This window comes from Arenicella chitinivorans, assembly GCF_014651515.1.
Taxonomy (GTDB): Bacteria; Pseudomonadota; Gammaproteobacteria; order Arenicellales; family Arenicellaceae; genus Arenicella; species Arenicella chitinivorans.
On record NZ_BMXA01000001.1, the window covers coordinates 76,016 to 97,150 of the forward strand.

The following is a 21,135-nucleotide window of genomic DNA, read 5'->3' on the forward strand; positions in this document are numbered from 1 at the left end:
GTTGAACTGTCAACACACGGAGGGTCGATCGCTGTCAGGGGGCGGCTATTTACGCGTCACAAGCGTGTAGCAACCGACGAGCAATACGGAAACGCCAATTGCCACCGTGGCCGAAACAGCGGGGTTGGTGACACCCAACAACAGATTCAAGATCAGGTGCATAGCAAGCCCAATCGCGGCGGCCATGCCGATTATCCAAGCGGGTAGTGGCCGGGTGAGTAATACGCCAAATAGAATTGGTGCAGCGGATGCCGCGGCCAATCCGTAAACGCCTTTTTGTGCGAACAAGCCAATTAGGGGTGGTGGATTTAGGGCCAGTATTAGGGCTACAACGCCAACCAGGATTAACAAGCCACGTGACCACATTAATGCGTTCTTTAGACCGCCAAAAAGAGGGGTGGCGATGTCATTGATCACCATGGCGGAGAGTGACACCAGAATGCCATCTAGCGTGCTCATTCCAGCGGCCAGCAAGGTTAGGAAGATGAAGGTGAGGATGTATTGACCGAGTGCACCTTCAGAAAACCGGTGCAGCAAGTACTCACGAACTACGGCGTCTTGATTGGGTATATCAAGCCCGGCCAAGCGTGCATAAAAACCCACTGCTAGGATCAGGCTGAAACAAAAGCCGACAACCACGGTGGTGGTTATAAATTTTGCGATATCGTGTTCGCCCCGCAGATAGAGCACCTTGGTCAGAATGTGTGGCTGTAACATCAGCGCAAAGGTGACGACGAAGCCGCTCAGAAAGACGGAGATGAAATCGTAGTAGAGACGACTCTCGGGGTTATACACACTGGCGTAATGCTCACTGACCGATTGCAATGAGGACAGAATGCCTTGATCAAAATAATCCATGCCATCGACGAATAAGAGCAGTGCGATCATCAGCATCATGACGCCTTGCAAAGTATTGGTATACGCATGCGCATAGGTGCCGCCCATCAAAACGTACGAGAATACAAACAGTAAGATGATGATAAGTGCCTGCGTTTGAGTCACTGGAAACAGCCCGGTCATCAGGATTGCGCAACCAACTAAAATCAGTACGACGAAGGTGATTGACAGCAAGTTAATGAACGCGAAAAACAGACGTAATTCTCGGCTCTGATAGCGATGATAAATCCATTCGGGGATGGTTAGGGCTCGGTGCTGCTCACCGAGGCGAAGAAAGCCGCGTGTCAAGACCAAGAATGCGGCGAGAATCCCGAGTGATGCTGAGACGCCGTAGTGCAGAAAAGCGGAGAGTCCATCCTGGTAGACAAACCCCGGGTTAATAACAAAGGTTGCCGTGGAGGCAATTGAGGCCGCCAATGTGAAACCGATAACATACGGGCTCATGTCTTTGTTCCCTATTGCAAAGCCTTTCAAATCGCTGGTGCGTCGCATGCCGACCCAGGATAACCAGAGAACCAGTCCGGCGTAGCTGAAAGTGATTAGGTATTTGAACAATTCGGGTGTCATTATGGTGGCCTCTTAAAATTATCCGCAAACTATATTCAACGTATGTTGAATTTGCAATTGTATTTATGCAATGATTAGCGCCGTTTTAAAATTACAACCGATCAGACAGGGTAAACTATGGAACTTACACGCAAAGTAATTGTCATCACCGGCGGCGCCGGCGGTTTAGGACTGGAGATGGCCCGCGCCATGCAAGCACACCATGCAAACGTGGTCTTGATCGATATTGATCAGCAACGAATCGACCAAGCAATAGCTCAGCTTCCTGGCGCCACGGGCTATGCCGCAAACCTATGTGACGAGGCTCAAGTGGTCGATGTGTTTCAACGGATTGTTGATGCGTGCGGTGCGGTGGATGCATTGATCAATAATGCAGGGGTAACCAACGACGGTTTGTTACTCAAACAGCGAGAGGGTGATGTGACCAGTTTGGCGTTGTCTCGTTTCCAGTCAGTGTTAGATGTCAATTTGACCGGCTCATTTCTCTGCGGACGAGAGGCGGCAGCGCACATGGTTAAGGCTGGGGTCAAAGGCGTGATCGTCAACATCTCCAGTATCAGTCGTGCCGGGAACGTAGGGCAGACCAGCTACTCGGCTACCAAGGCGGCCGTGGTTGCCATGAGCACCACCTGGTGCAAGGAATTGGCACGCTATGGAATACGTTCGGTCGCGATCGCGCCGGGTTTTGTGCGCACGGAGATGACCGCCAGTATGCCACCAGAAATTCTGTCACGTATTGAGGCGCAAATCCCAGTGAATAGAATGGCGCAACCAGCTGAAATCGCATCGGGTGTTCTATTCGCGTTGCAAAATGACTATTTTAACGGACGGGTTTTGGAGATTGATGGTGGCTTACGGTTGTAAACGGCAGGGGCGCCACTGGCCGCACAGCGAAATTGACGCTAATCTGCGAGGTTCTTATAATCAACACAACCTTTCTGCCTTTTAGTGCTAAACCAGTGCCCAAATCATCCTCCAAGAGCGAACGAATCCTAGACGCTGCCGAAGCACTGTTTGCCATCCATGGTTATGACGGCGTTACCATGCGCCAGATCGCTAGTCGCGCTGACGTTGATGTCGCGCTTGCAAACTACCATTTTGGCCGCAAAATCGACGTGTTTAATGCTGTCTTTGAGCGCCGTGCCGAATTGCTCAACAGTTCGCGTTTAAGCGCACTTCGCGAGTACCAGCGACAAGCTGGCACCGAGGGACCCAGTGTAGAGCAGATTGTTGAAGCATTTCTGCGACCATTAAAGATGGCATTGGGCGCGGCGGACGAAGGCTGGACAAACTATCTGGCTCTGATTGCTTATGTGAATAACTCGCCGGTCTGGGGCAAGTCCATGATGTCGAGCCTGTTCGATGAGCTGGTTAGTGAGTTTATCGCGGCGCTCAAGCAGGCATTACCGCAGGCGCGGGAAGAAGATATTTATTGGTGTTATCAAAACCTCTCTGGTGCGCTAACGCTCACGTTTGCGCAGACTGGTCGGATCGACAAATTATCAAATGGCAAGTGTCGTTCCGACGATTTAGAGGCAGCTTACACTGCTATGATTCCCTTTATGGCTGCTGGATTCACACGCGTATGTGGCTGATCGCCGCTTAGCGAACCTCACCCTATTTTCGTTTATCGTCAGAGTGCTTTCGTTAGCCCTGGCGCCAGTGCGCTTGACATTCTCAACGTTTGTTGAATATCATTTGTCTGCAATTCAACATTAGTTGAATTTGTTCGCGCGGTGTTGTTGTCTGTTATTGCCGCCCATCAAACCCCAGGCCGACAACGTCCAATAATCACTTTCGAACACCGTATTCGAACGGCCGCATATCCACTCGGAGGAACAACGATGTTCTATTCTTATCGGCGGCATCTGGCCGCGATCTTTACTCTATTTGCTTTTTTGCCGCTGACTGTACAAGCTGGCAGCTGGCAGCAAAATGTCAGCATCGGTGGCTTTAATTCCGTACACATTTATACCCCTGATTCAATTTCCTCGGTCGGCGATGGCCGCGCTCTGATGATCGTATTACATGGATGTGTGCAGCCAATCAGCGCCTATCTCACCGCCAACCTTGAAACCGCCGCGGAGGATTACGGTATGGTGGTCGCGGTGCCAGACGCAATGAATAAAGCTGGGTTCAGTTGTTGGTCGTATTGGCAGGGCGCAATTAATCGAAACTCGGGTGATTACGCCAACGTGATTAGTCTTGCTAACACCATGAGCGGTGATGCCAGCCGCAACATCGATGCCGATCAAATCTACATTGCAGGTTTGTCTTCGGGCGCCACATTCGCCGCGCAAGCCGCGTGTGTCGCACCGGATGTTTTTGCTGGGGTCGCATCCAGTGCCGGACCGACAATTGGTACCAGTTCCAGCGGTGCGATTTCAACGTGTGAATCGGTCAGCAGTAACACGTTTGTGGCGCGCTGTGAGAACTATGCGGGTGCGGCCTATCAATCCTACTTCAATACCCAATTGGCAGTCGTCGGTCACGGTACCGCCGACACCACAGTCAATACCTGTTACAACCAGCAAAATGCCAACGGTTATGCTGCCTTGTATGGTGTGACCCAGCAGGCGGGTACGGTGACCCTTAGCGAAGGCAACGGCCAGACGGCCAGCCTTGCGCTGTGGAGCGCTAATCGTGTTGCCATGCTGTGGCTCGATGATCTAGATCATTCTTGGTCTGGTGGTGCAGGCGCGAGTGGGAGTTATATCGGTGCGGCGAGTATTAACTTTGCCCACTTTTTGGGTGACTATTTTGCGCAGAACAACTTGCGCGTGAGCCGGAATCAAGCGCCGGAGATTACATCACTGTCGGTCGCTGCGAGTGGCAATGTCTTATCCATTTCTGGTGCGGCTAGTGACGACACGCAATTGTCGGAAGTGAGCATTGTGATTTCCGAGATAGGGACGACGACGACCACGGAAATCCAAAGTCTGTCGGTAAGCTTGAGCGGTGGAAGTGCGTCTTTCTCGCAGCAGTCGATGAGTCTGGTTGATGGGCTCTATGTGGTTGAAGTCACCGCAGTAGATAATGAAGGAAAGTCCAGTTCGGCGGTCAGTGACACCCAGCGCGTGGGCCCGCCACCACCGGACGCCGCACCGGTCCTGTCTGGTTTGACGGCGACAGTTGCACAACAATGCGTCACGATCGAGGGGACCGTGACGGATATAAATCAAGATCTCGCCTCGGTAACAGTGAGTTTTAATGCGCAAAGCACCGTTGACGCAACGGTAAATGGCACCACATTTACCGCGCAGGCGTGCAATCTACCCGGTGGTTCGGCAATTGCGCAGATTCAAGCCATTGATGTCAGTGGTTTGTCGACGTCGGCGTCGGTCTCGTATTCGGTCGATGCCGGTGTGAACGGCGATTACAACTTGCATATTCAACAGGGGCACATCAGTTGGGGCAGCGGTTATGCGCAGTGTTATCTGGCGTTTGGGACTGCTGCATTTACCATGCGTGAATACCCGCAGAGTAATGGTCAGTGTCAGTGGGTTGCGGATGCCGACAGCAGTTGTGCGGGCCCGCTGCAAGCCTGCAGCACGGGCGGCGCGACGCCAACCGACAGTGACGGTGATGGCGTAGCCGATGCTGCTGATAATTGCCCTAACGATGCGAACACTGATCAGGCCGATAACGACCAAGACGGACTTGGCAACGTGTGTGATTCGACTCCCAATGGGCCGGGTACGAGTTGTGAGACGTTCACCAGCAGCAATTACGCGCATGTACTCGCTGGGCGTGCGACGACCAGTGCGTATCTCGTGTACGCGGTAGGGTCGAACGATTATTTAGGATTGTTCAATACATTTAGTTACACCACATTGGCTGAAACCAGCGCTGGGTACTTTGAGCAAGGTACGTGTCCTTAGCGTGCGTATTTGCGAGTTGGTTTAATCATCAGCGTCGACCGTCGGCAGCTCCATTTCTTCAATCGAAGTGCTTTCATCTACGTCGAATTCCGCCTCGTCAGAGTCAATTTCCTCGGTCTCTGAGGTGGGTATGTCGGTGCTACTGGTTTCCGCTATATCTGGGTCACTGGCGTCAGGTGAAGGTTCTTCTGGTATCAGGTCTTGTGGTTGCGCGGCGTCGACAATCGAAGATTTTAGTCCAATGTGATAGGCAGCAAAGCCGGGGTACATGACTTGATTCAGAGCCATTCCAATCACGCGCCCTTCTATGGGGGCAATGATTTTTGTTGTTCGATTACTGATCGGGTCGCTCAATAGCCCCAGTACGCTGCCTTTTTTGACTGTGTCGCCAAGTTCAACTTTACTGAACAGGATGCCGCCCTTGCGCGCCCGAATCCAAGTGGATTGGTAGAATACAGGTTCCTGACTGCGTTTCCAAAACGGTTTCGGCGCCGTCAGGCCCAGCGAATCCATGGCGCTGAGCACGCTTTTAACTCCAGACTCAACGGCATCTTTCTGCAGATTATTGGGTGCGCCAGCCTCCAGAGTGACGGCCGGAATGCCTGCCTCGGTGGCCGCGCGGCGTAACGTGCCGGAGGCACCTTTGCTCTGTAAAACGACAATGGAACCCATTTTTTCCGCCAGCGCAGCGACCTCGGGAATCATCAGGTTGGCCCGAATTTGCGGTAAATTGGTGCGGCTGAGTGAGCCGGTGTGCAGGTCAACCAAGAAATCGCAATGCGAAATAATCTCGCTAAAAAACGAGTGAGCGATCCGCGATGCGTAGCTGCCTTTGATACGTCCAGGAAAGTAGCGATTCAAGTCGCGACGATCTGGCAAGTAGCGGTTCGCACGTTGAAACCCTTGGAGATTGACGATTGGTACTCCGATGACGGCACCGGTAAGTTTTTCTGGGTCAATTTCATGCACCACGCGCCGCACAATCTCAATACCATTAAGTTCATCGCCGTGAATTGCTGCGGTCAAACACAGGGTAGGACCCGGTGTTGTACCATTGACCACCAACACGGGTACCGGTGCCGAAGCATCGACGAACGTAGCCTCAACTTCCCATTTCAGGACAGCTGATTTACCCGGTTTGACGATTTGTTTAAGGATCGTCAATTCCGCTGGAAGCGGTTCATCTTCAACATTGGGTGCTCGCGTCGCCGGCTCGATACCGTCAGCGTCCTCTGTGCCAGGTGTCGGTATCGCCTTGGCCGTCGTGCTTGGCGGCACAGCGTTGTCTTGTAACGGCTCGGTGTTATCGGCCACGTCGGTTTGTACAAGAATAGTTTGGTCGGGGACAGAATCGGTTGCAGCGGATGTTTGCGCGTATGCGTAATCGTTTGCGAATAACCCTAACAGACTGCTTAGAACGAGGGGCTTGGTGAAAACCTGATGCATCGTGGATGTGGTGTGTAATCGTATTCTATTGTGTTGCCTCATTATGCCGTACCGGTTGGAAAACTATGTGTCAAATTCGACATACTTCGGTAATCTTTACCAAGCGAGACAAGAAGGTTGCCGTGAGCTGCTCGATTCTAGGATCGAGCAGACGGGTGAATTTAAATTCAACTGGCTGTGAGTGCAGCGCGACGCGTATACTCATACCTTTTGCGACTTAAATCCTATACCTTGTTGCGATGATCCTACATCACTATGGAGTATCACCATACTCAGAAAAAATCCGTTGCTTGTTCGGTTATACCGATATGGCTTGGCAGTCTGTGGTTGTGCCACCGCAACCACCGCGGCCGGTGCTTGATCCGCTGGTCGGGGGTTACCGTCGAATTCCTGTAGCACAGATTGGTGCGGATTTGTTTTGTGATTCCAATTTGATCGCAGAAGAGATTGCCGATCTGGCAAGCAACCCGCAGCTTGCTTTGGTGAACTGTGCCGCAGAGATTCAATCCTTTGTGCAACATACCGAGCAGGCCGTGTTTATGGCGGTAGTGCAAAGCGTGATTCCTAAATCCGCACTGGGTATGTTGTTGCGTCGATACTGGCCGTGGCAGATTGTCAGGTTGATGCGAGATCGTGCTCGAGTAGCAAAAACGTCGAAAGCGCCAAGATTGTCAAAAACTGAACGTGTCGCTGCACTAAACGCGTTTCGTGATGAGTTGGATGCGCGCGCCGCAGACAATCAATTTCTCTTCGGTGATAAGCCTACCATTGCTGACTTTGCCGCGTATCACGTGGTGTGGTTTGCAGATCTAACGCGCCCCGAGAAGTACTTACAAGGCAAATCGTCGGCTTTGGCATGGCAGGCTAGAATGCGCGCATTCGGCCACGGTGAGAAGGCGAAGATTAAACCTGCTCAGGTATGTCAGGCCGCCCGCGAGAGTGAGCCTCGTCGGATACCAACCACCCAGCGTGAACATGATGATATTGGCGCTAGTGTGGTGATTCGGCCCAATGATTACGCACGCGACGGTGTCACGGGGCAGTTAGTTGGTGTTGATGCCAACCGCTGGATTATTGCGCGTCACACCGATCGATTCGGGACCTTGCACGTGCATTTCCCAGCGCGGGGTTATGAGCTATCGATCACGGGTAAGTGACCTCAAGCTATTCATTCATAACACTGTTCACGCGTCACGAATGTCGCTAACATACATCGAAATCTAAACTGCCCCTTTAATTATGACTAAGTTCCTGCCCGTTTTAGTGCTGACTTTAGCTCTGGCCGCGTGTGTTTCGACGCCACAGCCCGATACGGAATCCATGACTAGACACGATGAACTCAAGCAGCGCCTCGAGAGCATGGAAGCCAGTTTGGCCGGAAAATTTGAAGCCAGCTGTGATGCGCGACTGGCAGAGCTCGGTACGCAGATAAAGCAATTTGAAAAAGTAAAAGAAACAACCAAGGTGGTGGAGCGCTGCACCACCGCTAAACCCGTCGCGGTAGCAGCTGGCTCGACTAAGTTGATACTCGGTGAGGTTGAAAAAATAACACTTGCCAAAGAAAGCATGACGCTCACTGCGCGTGTGGATACCGGTGCAGATACGTCGTCGTTGGGTGTTTACCACCTGCAGCCATTTGAGCGAAATGGCGATGACTGGATCCGTTTTAGTTTAAATAAAAAGAAGGACGCAGAGACCATTGAGTATCCCGTATTTGATCAGGTGCGTGTCAAAGCAAGTAACTCAATTACAGAAGAGCGCTATGAAATTAAATTGGATATTCGGGTAGGCGGTCAGGTGTATCGAAAGCAGTTATTTAATCTGTCGGATCGAACTAATCTGGACTACCAGGTATTACTCGGACGTAGTTTTTTGCGGGACATCGCCGTGGTTGATGTGAGTCAAAAAATGTTGCTGGGAGGAAAATAACTCATGTCAGCTCGCGCGCCTTTTTTCTTTCTGGTACTCGCGCTCATCGTCGTCGGCTTATCGACCATTTATTACCGACACGTTGAAATAGGTGTGCCTCTGACGCCTGGGGAACAGATCACGGTTTGGCAAGTTGAAGCCGAAATTAGTTTTACTGGCAATAACGGCGCGGTTAATGCACAGCTGAACCTTCCGCGGGACGCGAATTTCGAACTGATGGAGGAGTTTACCGCATCTCCGGCGTACGGTGTGCATGTTGATCGAGACAATTCGAGTGCGAAGGTCACGTGGAGCAAACGGCACGTCAAAGGTCGTCAAACACTGTATTACCAGGCGACCTACAAGGAAGCGCGCTCGGAGCCGAAACCGGCGAAACCGATGCCAGTGAGTAACTTTGAACCATGGGAAGAGCCCTATCAAAGTTCGGCGCAGACCTTATTGAATGATGTGTTCCAAAAGTCTGCGGATACTGGATTGCTAGTGCGACAACTTGAGTCCATGCTTGATTCTGAGGATCAAACTGTCGCGATGTTGCTGTCACGCCACACCAAAACCGACGTGTTTTTGCATCTGTTGGAAATGGCGGCGGTGCCCAGTCGCCGGGTTGGCGGTCTGGTCCTGGAAGACGGGCGTCGAAACCAATCACTGGTTCCGTTGGTACAAGCGTACTTCAATGAGCGCTGGCACTTATTTGATCTGCAATCCAATAGTTTGAGTCCGGGTCACCCGGTTTTGATTTGGTTACAGGACTCGCCTGCACTGTTGGATGTGGTTGGAGGGAATAACTCCAAGATTGTATTTTCCATCAGCAGTGAAACCAAGAGTGCCTTACAGGAAGCAAATGCAAGCTTCGCAGACAACGAGAGCTTTCATTTTGGTTTATACAATTTACCAATTGCCGAGCAAAACCTGTTTAAAGGCATATTGTTATTGCCGATCGGGGCGTTGGTGGTGGTGTTTTTACGCGTGATTGTCGGCATTAAATGCAGTGGCACCTTCATGCCTATTTTGATCGCAACTTCTTTCATCCAAACGGAGTTACTGAACGGTGTGGTTGGATTTTTGCTGATCGTGTCCACCGGTCTGGTGATACGGTCATATCTATCGCACCTCAATTTATTGTTGGTGTCGCGCATATCCGCCGTCGTGATATTGGTGATTGGAATAATCGTGTTGTTTACCATCATCGCGTTCAGGCTAGGCTTGACGGAGGCGCTCACTGTGACGTTTTTCCCGATGATTATCATGGCTTGGACCATTGAGAGAATGTCGATTCTATGGGAAGAAGAAGGCGGTAAGGAAGTGCTGGTTCAGGGCTTCGGTAGCTTGATTGTGGCGGTAATTGCCTATCTCATGATGGACAACGCGTTGATTCGTCACTGGGCCTTTAACTTCCTCGGAGTGCATGCGCTGATTATGGCGGCGGTTTTGTTGATGGGACAGTACACCGGTTATCGACTTTTGGAGTTGCGACGCTTTAAACCCATGACGGATCATTTCTAGGCCAATATGTTTAACCTCGCGAATCCATTTAAGCTGCGACGTCTTGGTGTGATGGGGATGAACCAACGTAATTTTGCGTACATCTCACGTTACAACGACCGCAGCCTATTTCCGAATGTTGACGATAAACTGAAGACCAAAACATTGGCTTTAGAATACGGAATCGCAGTGCCCGATTTGCTGGGTGTGGTGCAGTATCAGCACGATGTGGAGTTGGTCTTCGAGATTTTGCAAAAACACCAAGGGTTCTGCATTAAGCCGGCCAAAGGCAGCGGCGGCAAAGGCATTCTGGTCATTTTGCACTCGGATGAAAACGGTTATAAAAAGGCCAGCGGTGATTATGTCAGTCGCGACTATATCGTGCGTCATGTCTCAAACATCTTGGCCGGGCTCTTCAGTTTGGGTGGTGCTGCGGATGTGGCCGTGGTCGAAGCATTGATTGAATTTGACCCGGTGTTCGATGGTCTAAGCCACGAAGGGGTGCCGGATATTCGCTTGGTGGTGTTCAGAGGTTACCCGGTGATGTCGATGTTGCGGCTGGCAACGCATGCGAGTGATGGTAAAGCCAATCTACACCAGGGCGCCGTCGGTGTGGGGCTTAGTATCGCTACAGGTGTGGCCCGATCTGCGGTGCAGTTCGATCGTCCGGTAACACGCCACCCGGATACGGATAGAGACCTGTCAGATATCGTTATCGAGAGCTGGGACCGATTGTTACATCTGTCGGCGGGTTGCTATGAAATGTGTGGGCTTGGATATTTGGGCGCCGATATCGTATTGGATAAGAATCGCGGCCCGTTAGTTCTGGAATTGAATGCGCGTCCTGGGTTGGCAATTCAAATGGCAAATCGTCTGGGCTTGCTACCTCGCTTGAAGCAAATCGAGGCACTCAAGTATCGACGTACGCCAACCGTGGCGCAGCGCGTCGACTACGTCAAAACCCATTTCCAGTGATACGAACTGAGAGGCAGACCATGACTTGGTTCAACTCGATCTGGCTGGTGTTGTGTTTTACCAGCATCGTGCATCAAGCGAGTGCCGCCACGATCCAGGTACAGAATCCCGCGGAATTATCAGCGGCGCTGATAAACACAAATTCGGGCGATATCATTCGTTTAGCACCTGGCAATTATGGCGTATTGACGCTTAAAGACCGTGTCTTCACACAATTTGTGACGCTCGAGTCGAGTAATAAATCGAACCCAGCAGTGTTCTCGCATATCGAGATTGAGGCGTCACGTCATTTGCGTATAGACGCGCTTAAGGTGGTGGCTGAATCGCGTGAAGGTATTGGTATTTTTGCTAGCAGCGATGTCGACATTCTAAATTCGCAGATTCACGGCAAGAATCAATTCAACCGGCAAGCACCGGTCTACACTCAGGTCAGCACGCTGTATGGAATCAATGTTGGTGAAGATTCATCTGACATAGTGGTTGAAGGCAACTCGGTATCCGATGTGCGAAGCGCGGCGTATATATTTTTCGGCGTACGTGAGATCGCTGTCGACGCTAACCGTTGTGACTGGGTGGCGGCCGACTGTTTCAAGTTTGGTGGAGTGGATCAGGCCAGTGTCACTAACAACTTTGGTGCCCAGCATATCTATGCAGCACCAAGTGCCCATGTGGATTTTATGCAAGGGCAAGGACCAGTAAGTAATGCGGTTTTTCGGGGAAATGTTGCGATGATGGGTAGTCGTTCGTTTCAAGGTCTATTTTTTGACGATGCTGACTTCGAAAACCTGCTGTTCGAGGATAATTTGATTTACACCGCGCACAACCGCGGCATTTCGGTATCGGCGGGACGTGGTATTCGCGCGCGCTACAATACTGTATTGCGGGCTGCCGGGTCACAAAAGGCGACCTATATTGCGCTGCCAAGCGGGAGTGACAAAGCCTTTAATTTCGAGGCGAATAATACGTTCTCAGATGAGGAGCGGTTTCCAGCCACCAATATCGTGGCGCAATGGGATAAGCCACAGGCGGCAGCACATTATTCTCGCTATTACCAAAATGCCATGCATGGTGCTTTTGCGCAAATAGCGGACTTTACCCCGGTGGCCGGATCCGTTGCGGATGGTCAGGTCGGCGCATTTCGTCGTATCCGCGCTTTACTGCAAGGCAATGACCGCAGGTCTGACGCCGTGTTGCCGCCATTTAGTTTATTACTGGATGATTGAATCTCATGTGGTCGGCTTGTCAGTCGACTGTTTGATGAGCGGCCACAATAGTTGTTCAGCGGTTGATGTGTCGGGTAGGTTTTCGACGCCGAACTCGTCCGGATAACGCCGGGTAATTTTTGCCGTGCCGAACAGCACATCCCAAAGAAACAGCAGGTTTCCGTAGTTGCCTTTGTAGTGCGTGACACCATCGGCAGCATGTTTTCCGTGGTGAGCGCTGTGAGTGGCTGGCGTGGAAATAATTCGTTCAAGCAACCACATCAGTGGTGACAAACCGCGTATCTGATACAGTGAACGATCCCATCGTACGTCACTGTGTGCAGCAAATATAACGGTCATCTTAATGACCAGGTAGATGGCATAGACGTGCGCACCACCGAAGTACAACAACGCGCCGGAGAACCAAAGTCCAGGCATTAATAGGTAGTAGAAGACGTTGTTGCGATACACCACTCGGATTGATAGGTACGCCGCATTGTGATGCGGCCGATGCAGATTATACAGCCAGGGAACGGTGTGTGAGAGGCGATGCCACCAATATTGGAGCATGTCGTCGAAGATTAAAAACAACCCAAAGACTGCCAGCCAATGCCAGTTCGCGATTGCGTTGTGCCAGTCAGGTGCTAGTAGCGCGGCAACGCCCATGCCGCCTGCGATTGCCAAAGGTTGGGTAATGAACATCAATACGCCGGTGCTGATCGACTCCACCAATGCGTCCGAACGGGTCTGTCCAGGTTTGTGAAAAAACTGAGTAAGAGCGATCTCGAGCAGAATAAATCCGCTAAAGATTGCCACGATAATCACGAGTTCCGGTTTCATAGCCACGCTGCCAATGATCGATTGACCTTGCACGTTAGCAGTGAATTCGGCAGCATAATGCTAACTATTTAGCAATTGGGTGTTCGATGGATCTATTGCGCATTAATACGCCAAACTTTCTTTCACAGCTCAGCCCACCCGTGGTGGAGAAGGTCAAGGCTGCCGGTCGATTAGTGCAGTATCAAGATGGTCAGTTGGTGCATAGCAGAGGCACCACATTGCCGGGAATTTCCATTGTCGCCGACGGTGTGGCCCATGTTGGAGTCTATGGGCGTGATGGCAGATTTGTGATGACAGCGATCTTGGGTGCAGGCGAATGCTTCGGAGAATTTACCCTTTTTACTGACTTGCCGAGAACACATGACGTGTACGCTGGCCGAGATACGTCGGTGTATCAGCTGACGGGACATAGCTTCATGCAGTTGTATGCACAACATGCTGAAATCTCGCAGGCTTTGCTGACCACAACCTTACTGCGTTCCCATTTGTTGCTGGAGATGCTGGATGCCATTCGTCGCTTACCTTTGCCGCAACGTACGGCTCGCATTCTGCTCACTATGGCCAAGACTTCCGGTCAGCACCGCAACTTCGTTTGTCGGCAGGAAGAGTTAGCGTACACGATTGGCGTCTCGAGAGTCTCGATTGGCAAGGCGTTACACACGCTGCAGTCGTTGGGGTTTGTTAGCCTGGGTTATCGTTATATCGAGCTGCTTGACCTGGATGCGATGCGAGCTTGGTTAGACGCGACATGTGATTGATCTGCGAATTATTCTCTGCGATCAGTATGACAAACCGTGGCAAATTCTGCACAATGGGTGATGTGGTCGCTAGATCGGTTCCATGGTATGGACCACGAGTGACGCTATTTCTCGCCAGCAACGTCGTTGGTTCATCCAATATCGAGACTTATCTTAGGAAATTCCTGCGTGTCATTTAATGAAATGAAGTCGGGCGACCGTGTGCGAGAGCCCTATAAAGATGTATTGCGGTGGATCGAAAGTACCGATCCCGCCGTGTTGTTGCAAAAGCACCGTGAAGCTGAAACTCTGTTTCGACAAATCGGAATTACATTTGCTGTCTATGGTGAAGGCGGTGATACGGAACGTTTAATTCCGTTCGATATCATGCCGCGTATTTTTACTGCCAACGAGTGGTCTAAATTGGAGCGCGGCATCAAGCAGCGAGCACGTGCCTTGAACGCGTTCTTGTGGGATGTTTATCATCGCGGCGAAATTGTCCGATCGGGCCGCATCCCGGCTAAACTGGTTTATCAGAATGACGCGTACGAACGAGCGGTGGTGGGCATTTCGCCTTCGCATAAAGTGTTTTCGCACGTGGTTGGCGTGGACATGGTGCGGACTGGCCCAGATGAGTTCTACGTGTTAGAAGACAATTGCCGAACGCCGTCGGGCGTGTCGTATATGCTGGAGAATCGCGAAATCATGATGCGGCTATTTCCGGCCTTGTTTCGCAGCAATCGCATTATGCCGGTCGACAACTACCCCAGCCTGCTCAGAAAAACCTTGAAATCAGTGGCACCACCCAAATGTGAGCAGGAGCCAACGGTCGTGGTGTTAACGCCGGGATCGGCTAATTCCGCGTACTTTGAGCATTCCTTTTTGGCAGACCAGATGGGTGTCGAGTTAGTGGAAGGCCGAGATTTATTTGTCAAAGGCGATTTTGTGTATATGCGTACCACACGCGGACCGCGCCGGGTGGACGTCATTTATCGGCGCATCGATGACAGTTTTATTGATCCGCTGTGCTTTCGCCCGGAGTCAATGCTGGGCGTCCCCGGCTTGATGAACGCGTATCGTGCTGGTGGTGTACAGATTTGCTCAGCGCCTGGTGCAGGTGTAGCGGACGACAAAGCCGTATACACCTATGTACCGGAAATGATTCGTTTTTATCTGGGTGAGGAGCCGCTATTGAACAATGTGCGAACCTGGCGTTGCTCAGAGCCCGATGATCTTAACTACGTTTTAGCCAACTTACCTGAGCTGGTGGTAAAAGAAGTTCATGGTTCGGGTGGCTATGGAATGTTGGTCGGCCCGGCTGCCAGCAAAAAAGAGATCGAAGCCTACCGTCTGCGGATACTGGCTGATCCTGATGACTTCATCGCCCAGCCAACGTTGGCGCTCTCAACCACGCCAACGTATGTCGACCAAGAGCTCGCGCCGCGACACGTAGACCTACGACCGTACTGTCTGGTTGGTGAAAAAATCGAGCTGTGTCCAGGTGGTTTGACACGTGTTGCTTTGAAACAAGGTTCCTTGGTGGTCAACTCGTCGCAAGGCGGTGGTGTTAAAGACACATGGGTATTGTCGAATTAATTGGACTAACAAGATTGGAACAAAAACATGCTAAGTCGTAATGCTGAATCGCTATTTTGGACTTCTCGCTATATGGAGCGAGCAGACAACCTTGCACGGCATATGGAAGTCGGCTACCGGATGTCAATGATCCCTGCGCAGTCGGGTGGCTACGCGTCTGAATGGCATTCGATCCTTACCGCGACCAATACGATTAACCAGTTCAGTCAGGTGTATGCCGAGCAGAGCGAAGAGAATGTCGTGCAGTTTTTGATCTATGACGACAGTAACCCGAGCAGTATTGTCAGCTGTTTACGTGTGGCTCGAGATAATGCCCGTCAGGTGCGCACTGCAATTACCAGCGAAGTCTGGCTTGCCATCAATCAGATGTATCTCGCATTCCGTGAGTTCGAGGCCGACCCGGCAAACCGACTGGCGTTGCCGGAACTGTGTGATTGGGTCAAGCGTCAGGCGTCGATGGTACGCGGAGCGTTTATCAACACACAACTCCACAATGATGGCAGTGATTTTTTCAGTCTAGGATATTTTGTTGAGCGGGCGGACAACACGGCGCGTGCGTTAGACATCAAATATCACATTCTTTTACCTACCACTGAGGTGGTTGGCGGTGGCATTGACAACTACCAGTGGAGTACCTTGTTGCGAGCGCTTGGGGCCTATCGTTCGTTCCACTGGGAGTACGGTGGTGATCACTCCCCAGCCAAAGTCGCTGAGTTTCTAATTCTGAATCGCCGATGTCCTCGCTCGCTCAGTCATTGTGTGCGTCAGACGACAAAACAATTGGATAACTTATGCTCGAGTTATCAAAAGTACTTACCCGCGCAGACGCATGCACTGCGTATGCTTGATGACATCTCGTCGACTAGCGTTGACCAGATCATCAGCAACGGACTGCACGAATATTTGCGTGATTTTATTCTGGAGAATAATCACCTGGCTGAACGAATCGGCGAATCATTTCTATTCGGGGAGCGATAATGAAGCTGTTTGTGAATCACACCACGACCTATCACTATAGTGAGCCGCAACGCATGATCACCCAAAGCCACCGTTTGATTCCAGCCAGCTGTAATGCGCAAAAAATAGTCCGTTGGGAAGTCACAGCAGACGGCGCGGAGTTCGGACGTCAGATTGTAGATGGTGCTGGCGACACTATTCGCACCATGTCTGTCGACAATCTTGACACCGCACTCGAAATCCACATTCAAGGCGAGGTCGACACGTTCGACACCAACGGTGTTTACACCATCCCTGGGGATGTCGTTTCACCGCAGGTCTATCTGCGCGACAGTCCGTTGACCAAGCTTACCCCAGCTTTGGTTGACCTTGCTCGTGATGTGGTCGTTGAAGAAGGCAATGTATTGAACCTAGCGCACGCATTGATGCGTCACACGCATACCGCGATAGAGTACACGACTGGTGCAACGAAAATGGCCACGACGGCGGCGGCGGCATTGGCGTTAGGCAAAGGCGTGTGCCAGGATTATGCACATTGTCTTCTAGCCATTGCTCGGCAGCACCAGATCCCTGCGCGATATGTTACCGGTTACCTGTTAACCGATACAGACGGTTATCGCCACGATGCCAGTCATGCTTGGGTGGAGCTTAATATTGTTGATCTGGGCTGGGTAGGTTTTGACCCGACCAACAACTGTTGTCCCGACGCGCGTTACATCCGAGTGGGTTCCGGTATCGACGCGCAGGATGCCGCGCTGATTCGAGGCATTTCACGTGGCGTCGGACAAGAAACGATGCAAACGTCAGTGAATATTCAGCACGCTCAACAATAGCTTTCCAAATGCGATCAGTTAGCTTAATGTGCGTGTTTACTCCAACCACTATTTAAAAGCGTAAATGACCTATTGTGTCGGTTTGATGGTAGACGAAGGCATGGTGCTGCTGAGTGACACACGCACCAATGCCGGCCTCGATAATATCGCAACCTATAAAAAGATGTTTGTGTTTGAAGACCCAGGCAAGCGCGTCATTGTTATTTTGACGGCGGGCAGCTTGTCGACCACACAAACCGTGATTGCCAAACTCACGGAGGCCATTGACGACCCGGAAGCGACTCAAGAAACGTCGTTTATGCTCGCACCGAGCCTGCTCCAGTCGGTGGAGATAATCGGCAGTATGCTGTCCGAGACCACGGTTGAAATTAATGAGAAACTAACGCGCATGAATCAGTCAGCGGCCGCTTCATTTATTGTGGCAGGCCAGCGTGTTGGTGGTGATCCGCGTTTGTTTCTGGTGTATCCCGAAGGCAATTTTATTGAAGCGACGCATGACACACCCTTTTTGCAAATTGGGGAGCACAAATACGGCAAGCCGATATTAGATCGCGTCATTCAGCGTTCCACGAGCCTTGACGATGCACGTAAAGCTGCCTTGCTGTCGATGGACAGCACACTTCGATCGAATTTGTCGGTCGGTATGCCGTTGGACTTAGCCGTGATTAAGAATGGTGCGTGTAAGGTGAATCAATATCAGCGTATCGATGCTGGTGACCCGGAGTTCACTAAACTATCGGACGCTTGGTCGAATGCGTTACGCGACAGTTTCGCTGCCATCAGCACTTGAGACGTCGAACACACTCGGCATGGACGTCGAGTTCGCTGACGGTGACGAACAAAGGTGATCGGCTGTCGGTCTAAGGGCGATTTCTTCCGAGGCGATCGTGACTTGCTACCCAGTCGCCCGCCAACACGGCGGCGGCCAACGACAGTTCACCAGCCAATACGGTTGCGGCACATATTTCAGCAAATTTAAGCGCGTTCCCTTTACCATAACAGTCCATGATCTCAAGGCACTCGCGTTGTGACCCTAAACCAGTTCCGCCACCGTACGTGGCGATAATGACCGAGGGTAACGTGATCGACCAGTAAAGGTCGCCATTCTCTAACAAGTCCACATACACGATGCCCGCGTGCGACTCCGCAATATTTGCCGCATCCTGACCGGTGGCTATAAACAGGGCCGCCAGCCCATTGGCTGCATGCAAACCGTTATTTACCGAGCCTGCCAGTAGGGCACCGACATTGGAAACCTGACGCGCAGCAAACATATCACGGGTATCAACGCGCATAACCTCGTGTATGAGTTGTTTTGGCAGTACGGCCTCGGCAACCACGCGTGCACCACGCGAATGCAAGGTGTTGATCTGAGAGTGCTTTTTATCGGTGTCGATTGCACCGGATAGGGTATATCGCACTGGCTTTGGATAATGTCGTTGAATCCACTGGCAAGCTGCCAATGTGGCTTTGCCGCACATATTTTGACCCGCAGCATCGCCGGTGGTGTAGTTGAAACGCAGAAAGCGCATACGTGAAACGCCGTACTGCTCAATGTGTGACAACTTGCCAACCGACGTGGTGGCCTCGGCGGCGTCACGAATCGCGATCATGTTCTGTGCTACCCAATCGCCGAAATCGCACGCTTGTTGTGCGTCGTCAAAATGGAATACTGGCGCACGTTGCATATAGCGTTCAATCACGGTTGTGGTTACGCCACCCAGTTCTGACAATACACGCATGCCGCGACTGTAGCTCGCCACCAAGGTGCCTTCGGTAGTGGCCATTGGAATGTAGAAATCGCCCTGGGCGTGCTGCCCATTAATGCGCAGTGGGCCGGCTAGGCCAATGGGCACCTGTGCCACGCCAATGTAATTTTCAATATTGCCAGCTAAACTGTCCAGTGGCAGTGATCCATGTGTCACGTGCTTGAGTGAAACCTGTGTCTGGTCGTACACGAACTGCTGCCGTTCGGCTACGGCTTCCGATGTGTAATCATTGGTTTGCCGGGGAATTTTGGGTGCGGAACTTGAGCTATTCGCGTTATCGTTACTCATTATTGCTCTCGAATTTGTTGTCGTGGACAGTTAGATTAGCAGAGCACTTTAAGCGGTTGTAGCGATGAATGCGCGTTTTTTAACGACATTCATGATGTGGTTAATAGACACAAAAAAGCCCCACACCGAAGGGTGTGAGGCTTGATTGCGCTCATGTATGTCTGGTCAGTTTAGAATGCAGCGTTGACGCCCAGCATGAGGATGTCTGAGTCTGCCGAGGCGTCACTGGCCGGAATGTCAGGTCGGCCTGGTACGTGTCCGCCAGTCAGGAAGTTGAGAGGCGCGTAGCCTTCAACTTTGATCAGCTCACCGAACAACTTAACACTGGGTGCCAAACGTGTAGCAATGCCCAGAACCCATTGGTTTTGACGTTCCCATTCTGAGCCGGCAGGACCTGCTTCAAAATTGCTGAATTCAAACGAGTACGCCGTTGGTTTACCAAATAGTTGGTTACGGTATTGAACGCCGAGGTCCATGCTGGTCACTTTGCTGGCGGCAAACTCTGGAATCAATGGGTTGAATGTGCCTGGCCACTCGTCTTCAGTCTTGGCGAATTCGGCTTTGACAGTCCAGTCCGGCGAGTTCCAGCGCGCGTACACATCATAGGCACCGTTCGGTTCTTCACACAGTGCAAAGTGAGTAATCGGAAAGCCCTGACAATATGCCGTACCGCGTTGATAGGAGGCGCCCAACAACAAACTTTGATCTGAATCGGCACCGAACTCATAACTTGCATTCAATGCGTAATTGTTCAACTTGCTGGGTACCGCAGTGCCGTCGACCGGCGTATTTGCGGAGCGAAATTGTGAGCCACCTTGGATTGCCATAGCGGAGATGTTCAAACCATCATTTTGGTAGCCGAACGTGGCACCATTTGCGAGTCCCCCGAAGGCGTGCCAAACGGTTGACGCGGTAAACGGGTTCACGGTGTCAGTCAAACCAAATGGTACTGCCATCTTGCCGATGCTGGCGTACAGCGGTGACTCGTCAAGATTGCCGAACAACACGTATGCGCGACGTACTTGGGTTTGGTTGCGCGTTAGTGCCGTATTAGTACCGGTGCCAAAACTTTGCTCCGGATCAAACAACAGTTCGGCGCTGGCGGTTACCCAGTCCCCCATCGTGGCAGTAAATCCTAACTGGGCAGAGTGAATCGTCGCCTCGGATACGGTGGTGCCAACTTGGTTGTTGGCGGTTGGGTGACGCATCAGGTAGCCAAATAGGTTTGGTTCGTTGGAACTCTGGTAGTTGGCAATCGCGGTCACAGCACCTTGCAGATTTACCACGTTCTTCGACAACGCACCCGACTGGCGCTTATCTAACAGAAGCACTTGCTTGCGATTGATGTTGGTGGTCGGATCTAGGAAGTCATACCCTAATTCAGGGTCGTATTGCACCAGTGGCTGCGAGCGCTCAGTGGCGCGCGTTGTGGACTTAGCAATCTGCGCGGTCGGCGCTTTCATGCCGACCTTAGCTGCGAGTGCGTCGTATTTTTCACGCAGCTCCTGATTCTCTTTTTCTAAACGTTCCAAGCGCTCAAGGACCTGAGATAAGTTTACGTCCTGCGCTTGCGCATTGGATGCCATCAGTGCAACACCGAGAAGTATCGCGGCAACGCATCGATTTATTTTCATCTTTCAACCTTCAATTTCTGTAATTTATTATTAGCTACCCCACGAGGTAAGCAATCCAGCGTCTCTCTATGGAGGTGGTCGCGCGGCTTATCATCGTACGCT

General features: G+C 51.5%; 18 protein-coding genes. 13 read left to right on the plus strand and 5 right to left on the minus strand.

Translation table 11 applies throughout. From position 1 onward, the window contains the following. Positions 1 to 45: 45 nt before the first annotated feature. On the minus strand, positions 46 to 1,464 hold the full coding sequence (locus tag IE055_RS00325) for a sodium:solute symporter family protein (RefSeq protein WP_189398018.1): 1,419 nt from the start codon (positions 1,462 to 1,464) through the stop codon (positions 46 to 48). Between the two features lie 117 nt (positions 1,465 to 1,581). On the opposite strand from IE055_RS00325, the gene IE055_RS00330 reads away from it, so the two are divergent. The 3 genes from IE055_RS00330 (at position 1,582) to IE055_RS00340 (ending at position 5,345) form a co-directional block, all read left to right on the plus strand. Next, positions 1,582 to 2,328 carry an SDR family NAD(P)-dependent oxidoreductase gene (locus tag IE055_RS00330; protein ID WP_189398019.1) on the plus strand — a complete coding sequence of 249 codons (747 nt, stop codon included), beginning with the start codon at positions 1,582 to 1,584 and terminating at the stop codon, positions 2,326 to 2,328. 95 nt (positions 2,329 to 2,423) lie between these two features. Beyond that, positions 2,424 to 3,059: a TetR/AcrR family transcriptional regulator gene (locus tag IE055_RS00335; protein WP_189398020.1), complete on the plus strand. Its 636-nt coding sequence runs from the start codon at positions 2,424 to 2,426 to the stop codon at positions 3,057 to 3,059. A 249-nt stretch (positions 3,060 to 3,308) separates the two neighbouring features. Beyond that, a complete protein-coding gene (locus tag IE055_RS00340; RefSeq protein WP_189398021.1) occupies positions 3,309 to 5,345 on the plus strand; it encodes an extracellular catalytic domain type 1 short-chain-length polyhydroxyalkanoate depolymerase in 2,037 nt (678 codons plus the stop codon). 21 nt (positions 5,346 to 5,366) lie between these two features. Here the strand turns inward: IE055_RS00340 and IE055_RS00345 are convergent, their stop codons facing one another. Further along, the gene (locus IE055_RS00345) at positions 5,367 to 6,791 is read right to left on the minus strand and encodes a succinylglutamate desuccinylase/aspartoacylase family protein (protein WP_189398022.1); all 1,425 of its coding nucleotides are present in this window, start codon (positions 6,789 to 6,791) and stop codon (positions 5,367 to 5,369) included. A gap of 239 nt (positions 6,792 to 7,030) precedes the next feature. On the opposite strand from IE055_RS00345, the gene IE055_RS00350 reads away from it, so the two are divergent. The 5 genes from IE055_RS00350 (at position 7,031) to IE055_RS00370 (ending at position 12,400) form a co-directional block, all read left to right on the plus strand. After that, positions 7,031 to 7,948 (plus strand): glutathione S-transferase family protein, encoded by a 918-nt coding sequence (locus IE055_RS00350; RefSeq protein WP_189398023.1) that lies wholly within the window; start codon positions 7,031 to 7,033, stop codon positions 7,946 to 7,948. An 82-nt stretch (positions 7,949 to 8,030) separates the two neighbouring features. Continuing rightward, complete coding sequence (locus IE055_RS00355) at positions 8,031 to 8,720, plus strand: putative ATP-dependent zinc protease (protein WP_189398024.1); 690 nt, start codon at positions 8,031 to 8,033, stop codon at positions 8,718 to 8,720. Positions 8,721 to 8,723: 3 nt separating this feature from the next. Then, positions 8,724 to 10,223: an inactive transglutaminase family protein gene (locus IE055_RS00360; protein ID WP_189398025.1), complete on the plus strand. Its 1,500-nt coding sequence runs from the start codon at positions 8,724 to 8,726 to the stop codon at positions 10,221 to 10,223. Between the two features lie 6 nt (positions 10,224 to 10,229). Next, positions 10,230 to 11,177: an alpha-L-glutamate ligase-like protein gene (locus tag IE055_RS00365; RefSeq protein ID WP_189398026.1), complete on the plus strand. Its 948-nt coding sequence runs from the start codon at positions 10,230 to 10,232 to the stop codon at positions 11,175 to 11,177. 20 nt (positions 11,178 to 11,197) lie between these two features. Next, positions 11,198 to 12,400 carry a right-handed parallel beta-helix repeat-containing protein gene (locus IE055_RS00370; RefSeq protein ID WP_189398027.1) on the plus strand — a complete coding sequence of 401 codons (1,203 nt, stop codon included), beginning with the start codon at positions 11,198 to 11,200 and terminating at the stop codon, positions 12,398 to 12,400. Between the two features lie 3 nt (positions 12,401 to 12,403). On the opposite strand, the gene IE055_RS00375 is transcribed toward IE055_RS00370, so the two are convergent. Next, entirely contained in the window at positions 12,404 to 13,219 is an 816-nt protein-coding gene (locus IE055_RS00375; protein ID WP_189398028.1) for a sterol desaturase family protein, read from the minus strand. Positions 13,220 to 13,305: 86 nt separating this feature from the next. Between IE055_RS00375 and IE055_RS00380 the strand changes: the two genes are divergently transcribed. From IE055_RS00380 to IE055_RS00400, 5 genes are all read left to right on the plus strand, one after another. Beyond that, positions 13,306 to 13,977: a Crp/Fnr family transcriptional regulator gene (locus tag IE055_RS00380; RefSeq protein WP_189398029.1), complete on the plus strand. Its 672-nt coding sequence runs from the start codon at positions 13,306 to 13,308 to the stop codon at positions 13,975 to 13,977. Positions 13,978 to 14,160: 183 nt separating this feature from the next. Continuing rightward, positions 14,161 to 15,552 (plus strand): circularly permuted type 2 ATP-grasp protein, encoded by a 1,392-nt coding sequence (locus IE055_RS00385; protein WP_189398892.1) that lies wholly within the window; start codon positions 14,161 to 14,163, stop codon positions 15,550 to 15,552. Between the two features lie 27 nt (positions 15,553 to 15,579). Next, positions 15,580 to 16,530 (plus strand): alpha-E domain-containing protein, encoded by a 951-nt coding sequence (locus tag IE055_RS00390; RefSeq protein WP_189398030.1) that lies wholly within the window; start codon positions 15,580 to 15,582, stop codon positions 16,528 to 16,530. Beyond that, positions 16,530 to 17,342 (plus strand): transglutaminase family protein, encoded by an 813-nt coding sequence (locus IE055_RS00395; RefSeq protein WP_189398031.1) that lies wholly within the window; start codon positions 16,530 to 16,532, stop codon positions 17,340 to 17,342. The genes IE055_RS00390 and IE055_RS00395 overlap by 1 nt, the downstream gene beginning before the upstream one ends. A 64-nt stretch (positions 17,343 to 17,406) precedes the next feature. Further along, entirely contained in the window at positions 17,407 to 18,132 is a 726-nt protein-coding gene (locus IE055_RS00400) for a proteasome-type protease (protein ID WP_189398032.1), read from the plus strand. A 70-nt stretch (positions 18,133 to 18,202) separates the two neighbouring features. On the opposite strand, the gene IE055_RS00405 is transcribed toward IE055_RS00400, so the two are convergent. Next, entirely contained in the window at positions 18,203 to 19,399 is a 1,197-nt protein-coding gene (locus IE055_RS00405; RefSeq protein WP_189398033.1) for a hydroxymethylglutaryl-CoA reductase, read from the minus strand. Positions 19,400 to 19,569: 170 nt separating this feature from the next. Next, entirely contained in the window at positions 19,570 to 21,033 is a 1,464-nt protein-coding gene (locus tag IE055_RS00410) for a hypothetical protein (protein ID WP_189398034.1), read from the minus strand. Between the last annotated feature and the right edge of the window lie 102 nt (positions 21,034 to 21,135).

Coding starts and splice junctions, on each gene's coding strand:
- IE055_RS00325 (WP_189398018.1), bottom strand. CDS start 1,464: ATGACACCCGAATTGTTCAAATACCTAATCACTTTCAGCTACGCCGGA.
- IE055_RS00330 (WP_189398019.1), top strand. CDS start 1,582: ATGGAACTTACACGCAAAGTAATTGTCATCACCGGCGGCGCCGGCGGT.
- IE055_RS00340 (WP_189398021.1), top strand. CDS start 3,309: ATGTTCTATTCTTATCGGCGGCATCTGGCCGCGATCTTTACTCTATTT.
- IE055_RS00345 (WP_189398022.1), bottom strand. CDS start 6,791: ATGCATCAGGTTTTCACCAAGCCCCTCGTTCTAAGCAGTCTGTTAGGG.
- IE055_RS00350 (WP_189398023.1), top strand. CDS start 7,031: ATGATCCTACATCACTATGGAGTATCACCATACTCAGAAAAAATCCGT.
- IE055_RS00355 (WP_189398024.1), top strand. CDS start 8,031: ATGACTAAGTTCCTGCCCGTTTTAGTGCTGACTTTAGCTCTGGCCGCG.
- IE055_RS00360 (WP_189398025.1), top strand. CDS start 8,724: ATGTCAGCTCGCGCGCCTTTTTTCTTTCTGGTACTCGCGCTCATCGTC.
- IE055_RS00365 (WP_189398026.1), top strand. CDS start 10,230: ATGTTTAACCTCGCGAATCCATTTAAGCTGCGACGTCTTGGTGTGATG.
- IE055_RS00370 (WP_189398027.1), top strand. CDS start 11,198: ATGACTTGGTTCAACTCGATCTGGCTGGTGTTGTGTTTTACCAGCATC.
- IE055_RS00375 (WP_189398028.1), bottom strand. CDS start 13,219: ATGAAACCGGAACTCGTGATTATCGTGGCAATCTTTAGCGGATTTATT.
- IE055_RS00380 (WP_189398029.1), top strand. CDS start 13,306: ATGGATCTATTGCGCATTAATACGCCAAACTTTCTTTCACAGCTCAGC.
- IE055_RS00385 (WP_189398892.1), top strand. CDS start 14,161: ATGAAGTCGGGCGACCGTGTGCGAGAGCCCTATAAAGATGTATTGCGG.
- IE055_RS00390 (WP_189398030.1), top strand. CDS start 15,580: ATGCTAAGTCGTAATGCTGAATCGCTATTTTGGACTTCTCGCTATATG.
- IE055_RS00395 (WP_189398031.1), top strand. CDS start 16,530: ATGAAGCTGTTTGTGAATCACACCACGACCTATCACTATAGTGAGCCG.
- IE055_RS00400 (WP_189398032.1), top strand. CDS start 17,407: ATGACCTATTGTGTCGGTTTGATGGTAGACGAAGGCATGGTGCTGCTG.
- IE055_RS00405 (WP_189398033.1), bottom strand. CDS start 19,399: ATGAGTAACGATAACGCGAATAGCTCAAGTTCCGCACCCAAAATTCCC.
- IE055_RS00410 (WP_189398034.1), bottom strand. CDS start 21,033: ATGAAAATAAATCGATGCGTTGCCGCGATACTTCTCGGTGTTGCACTG.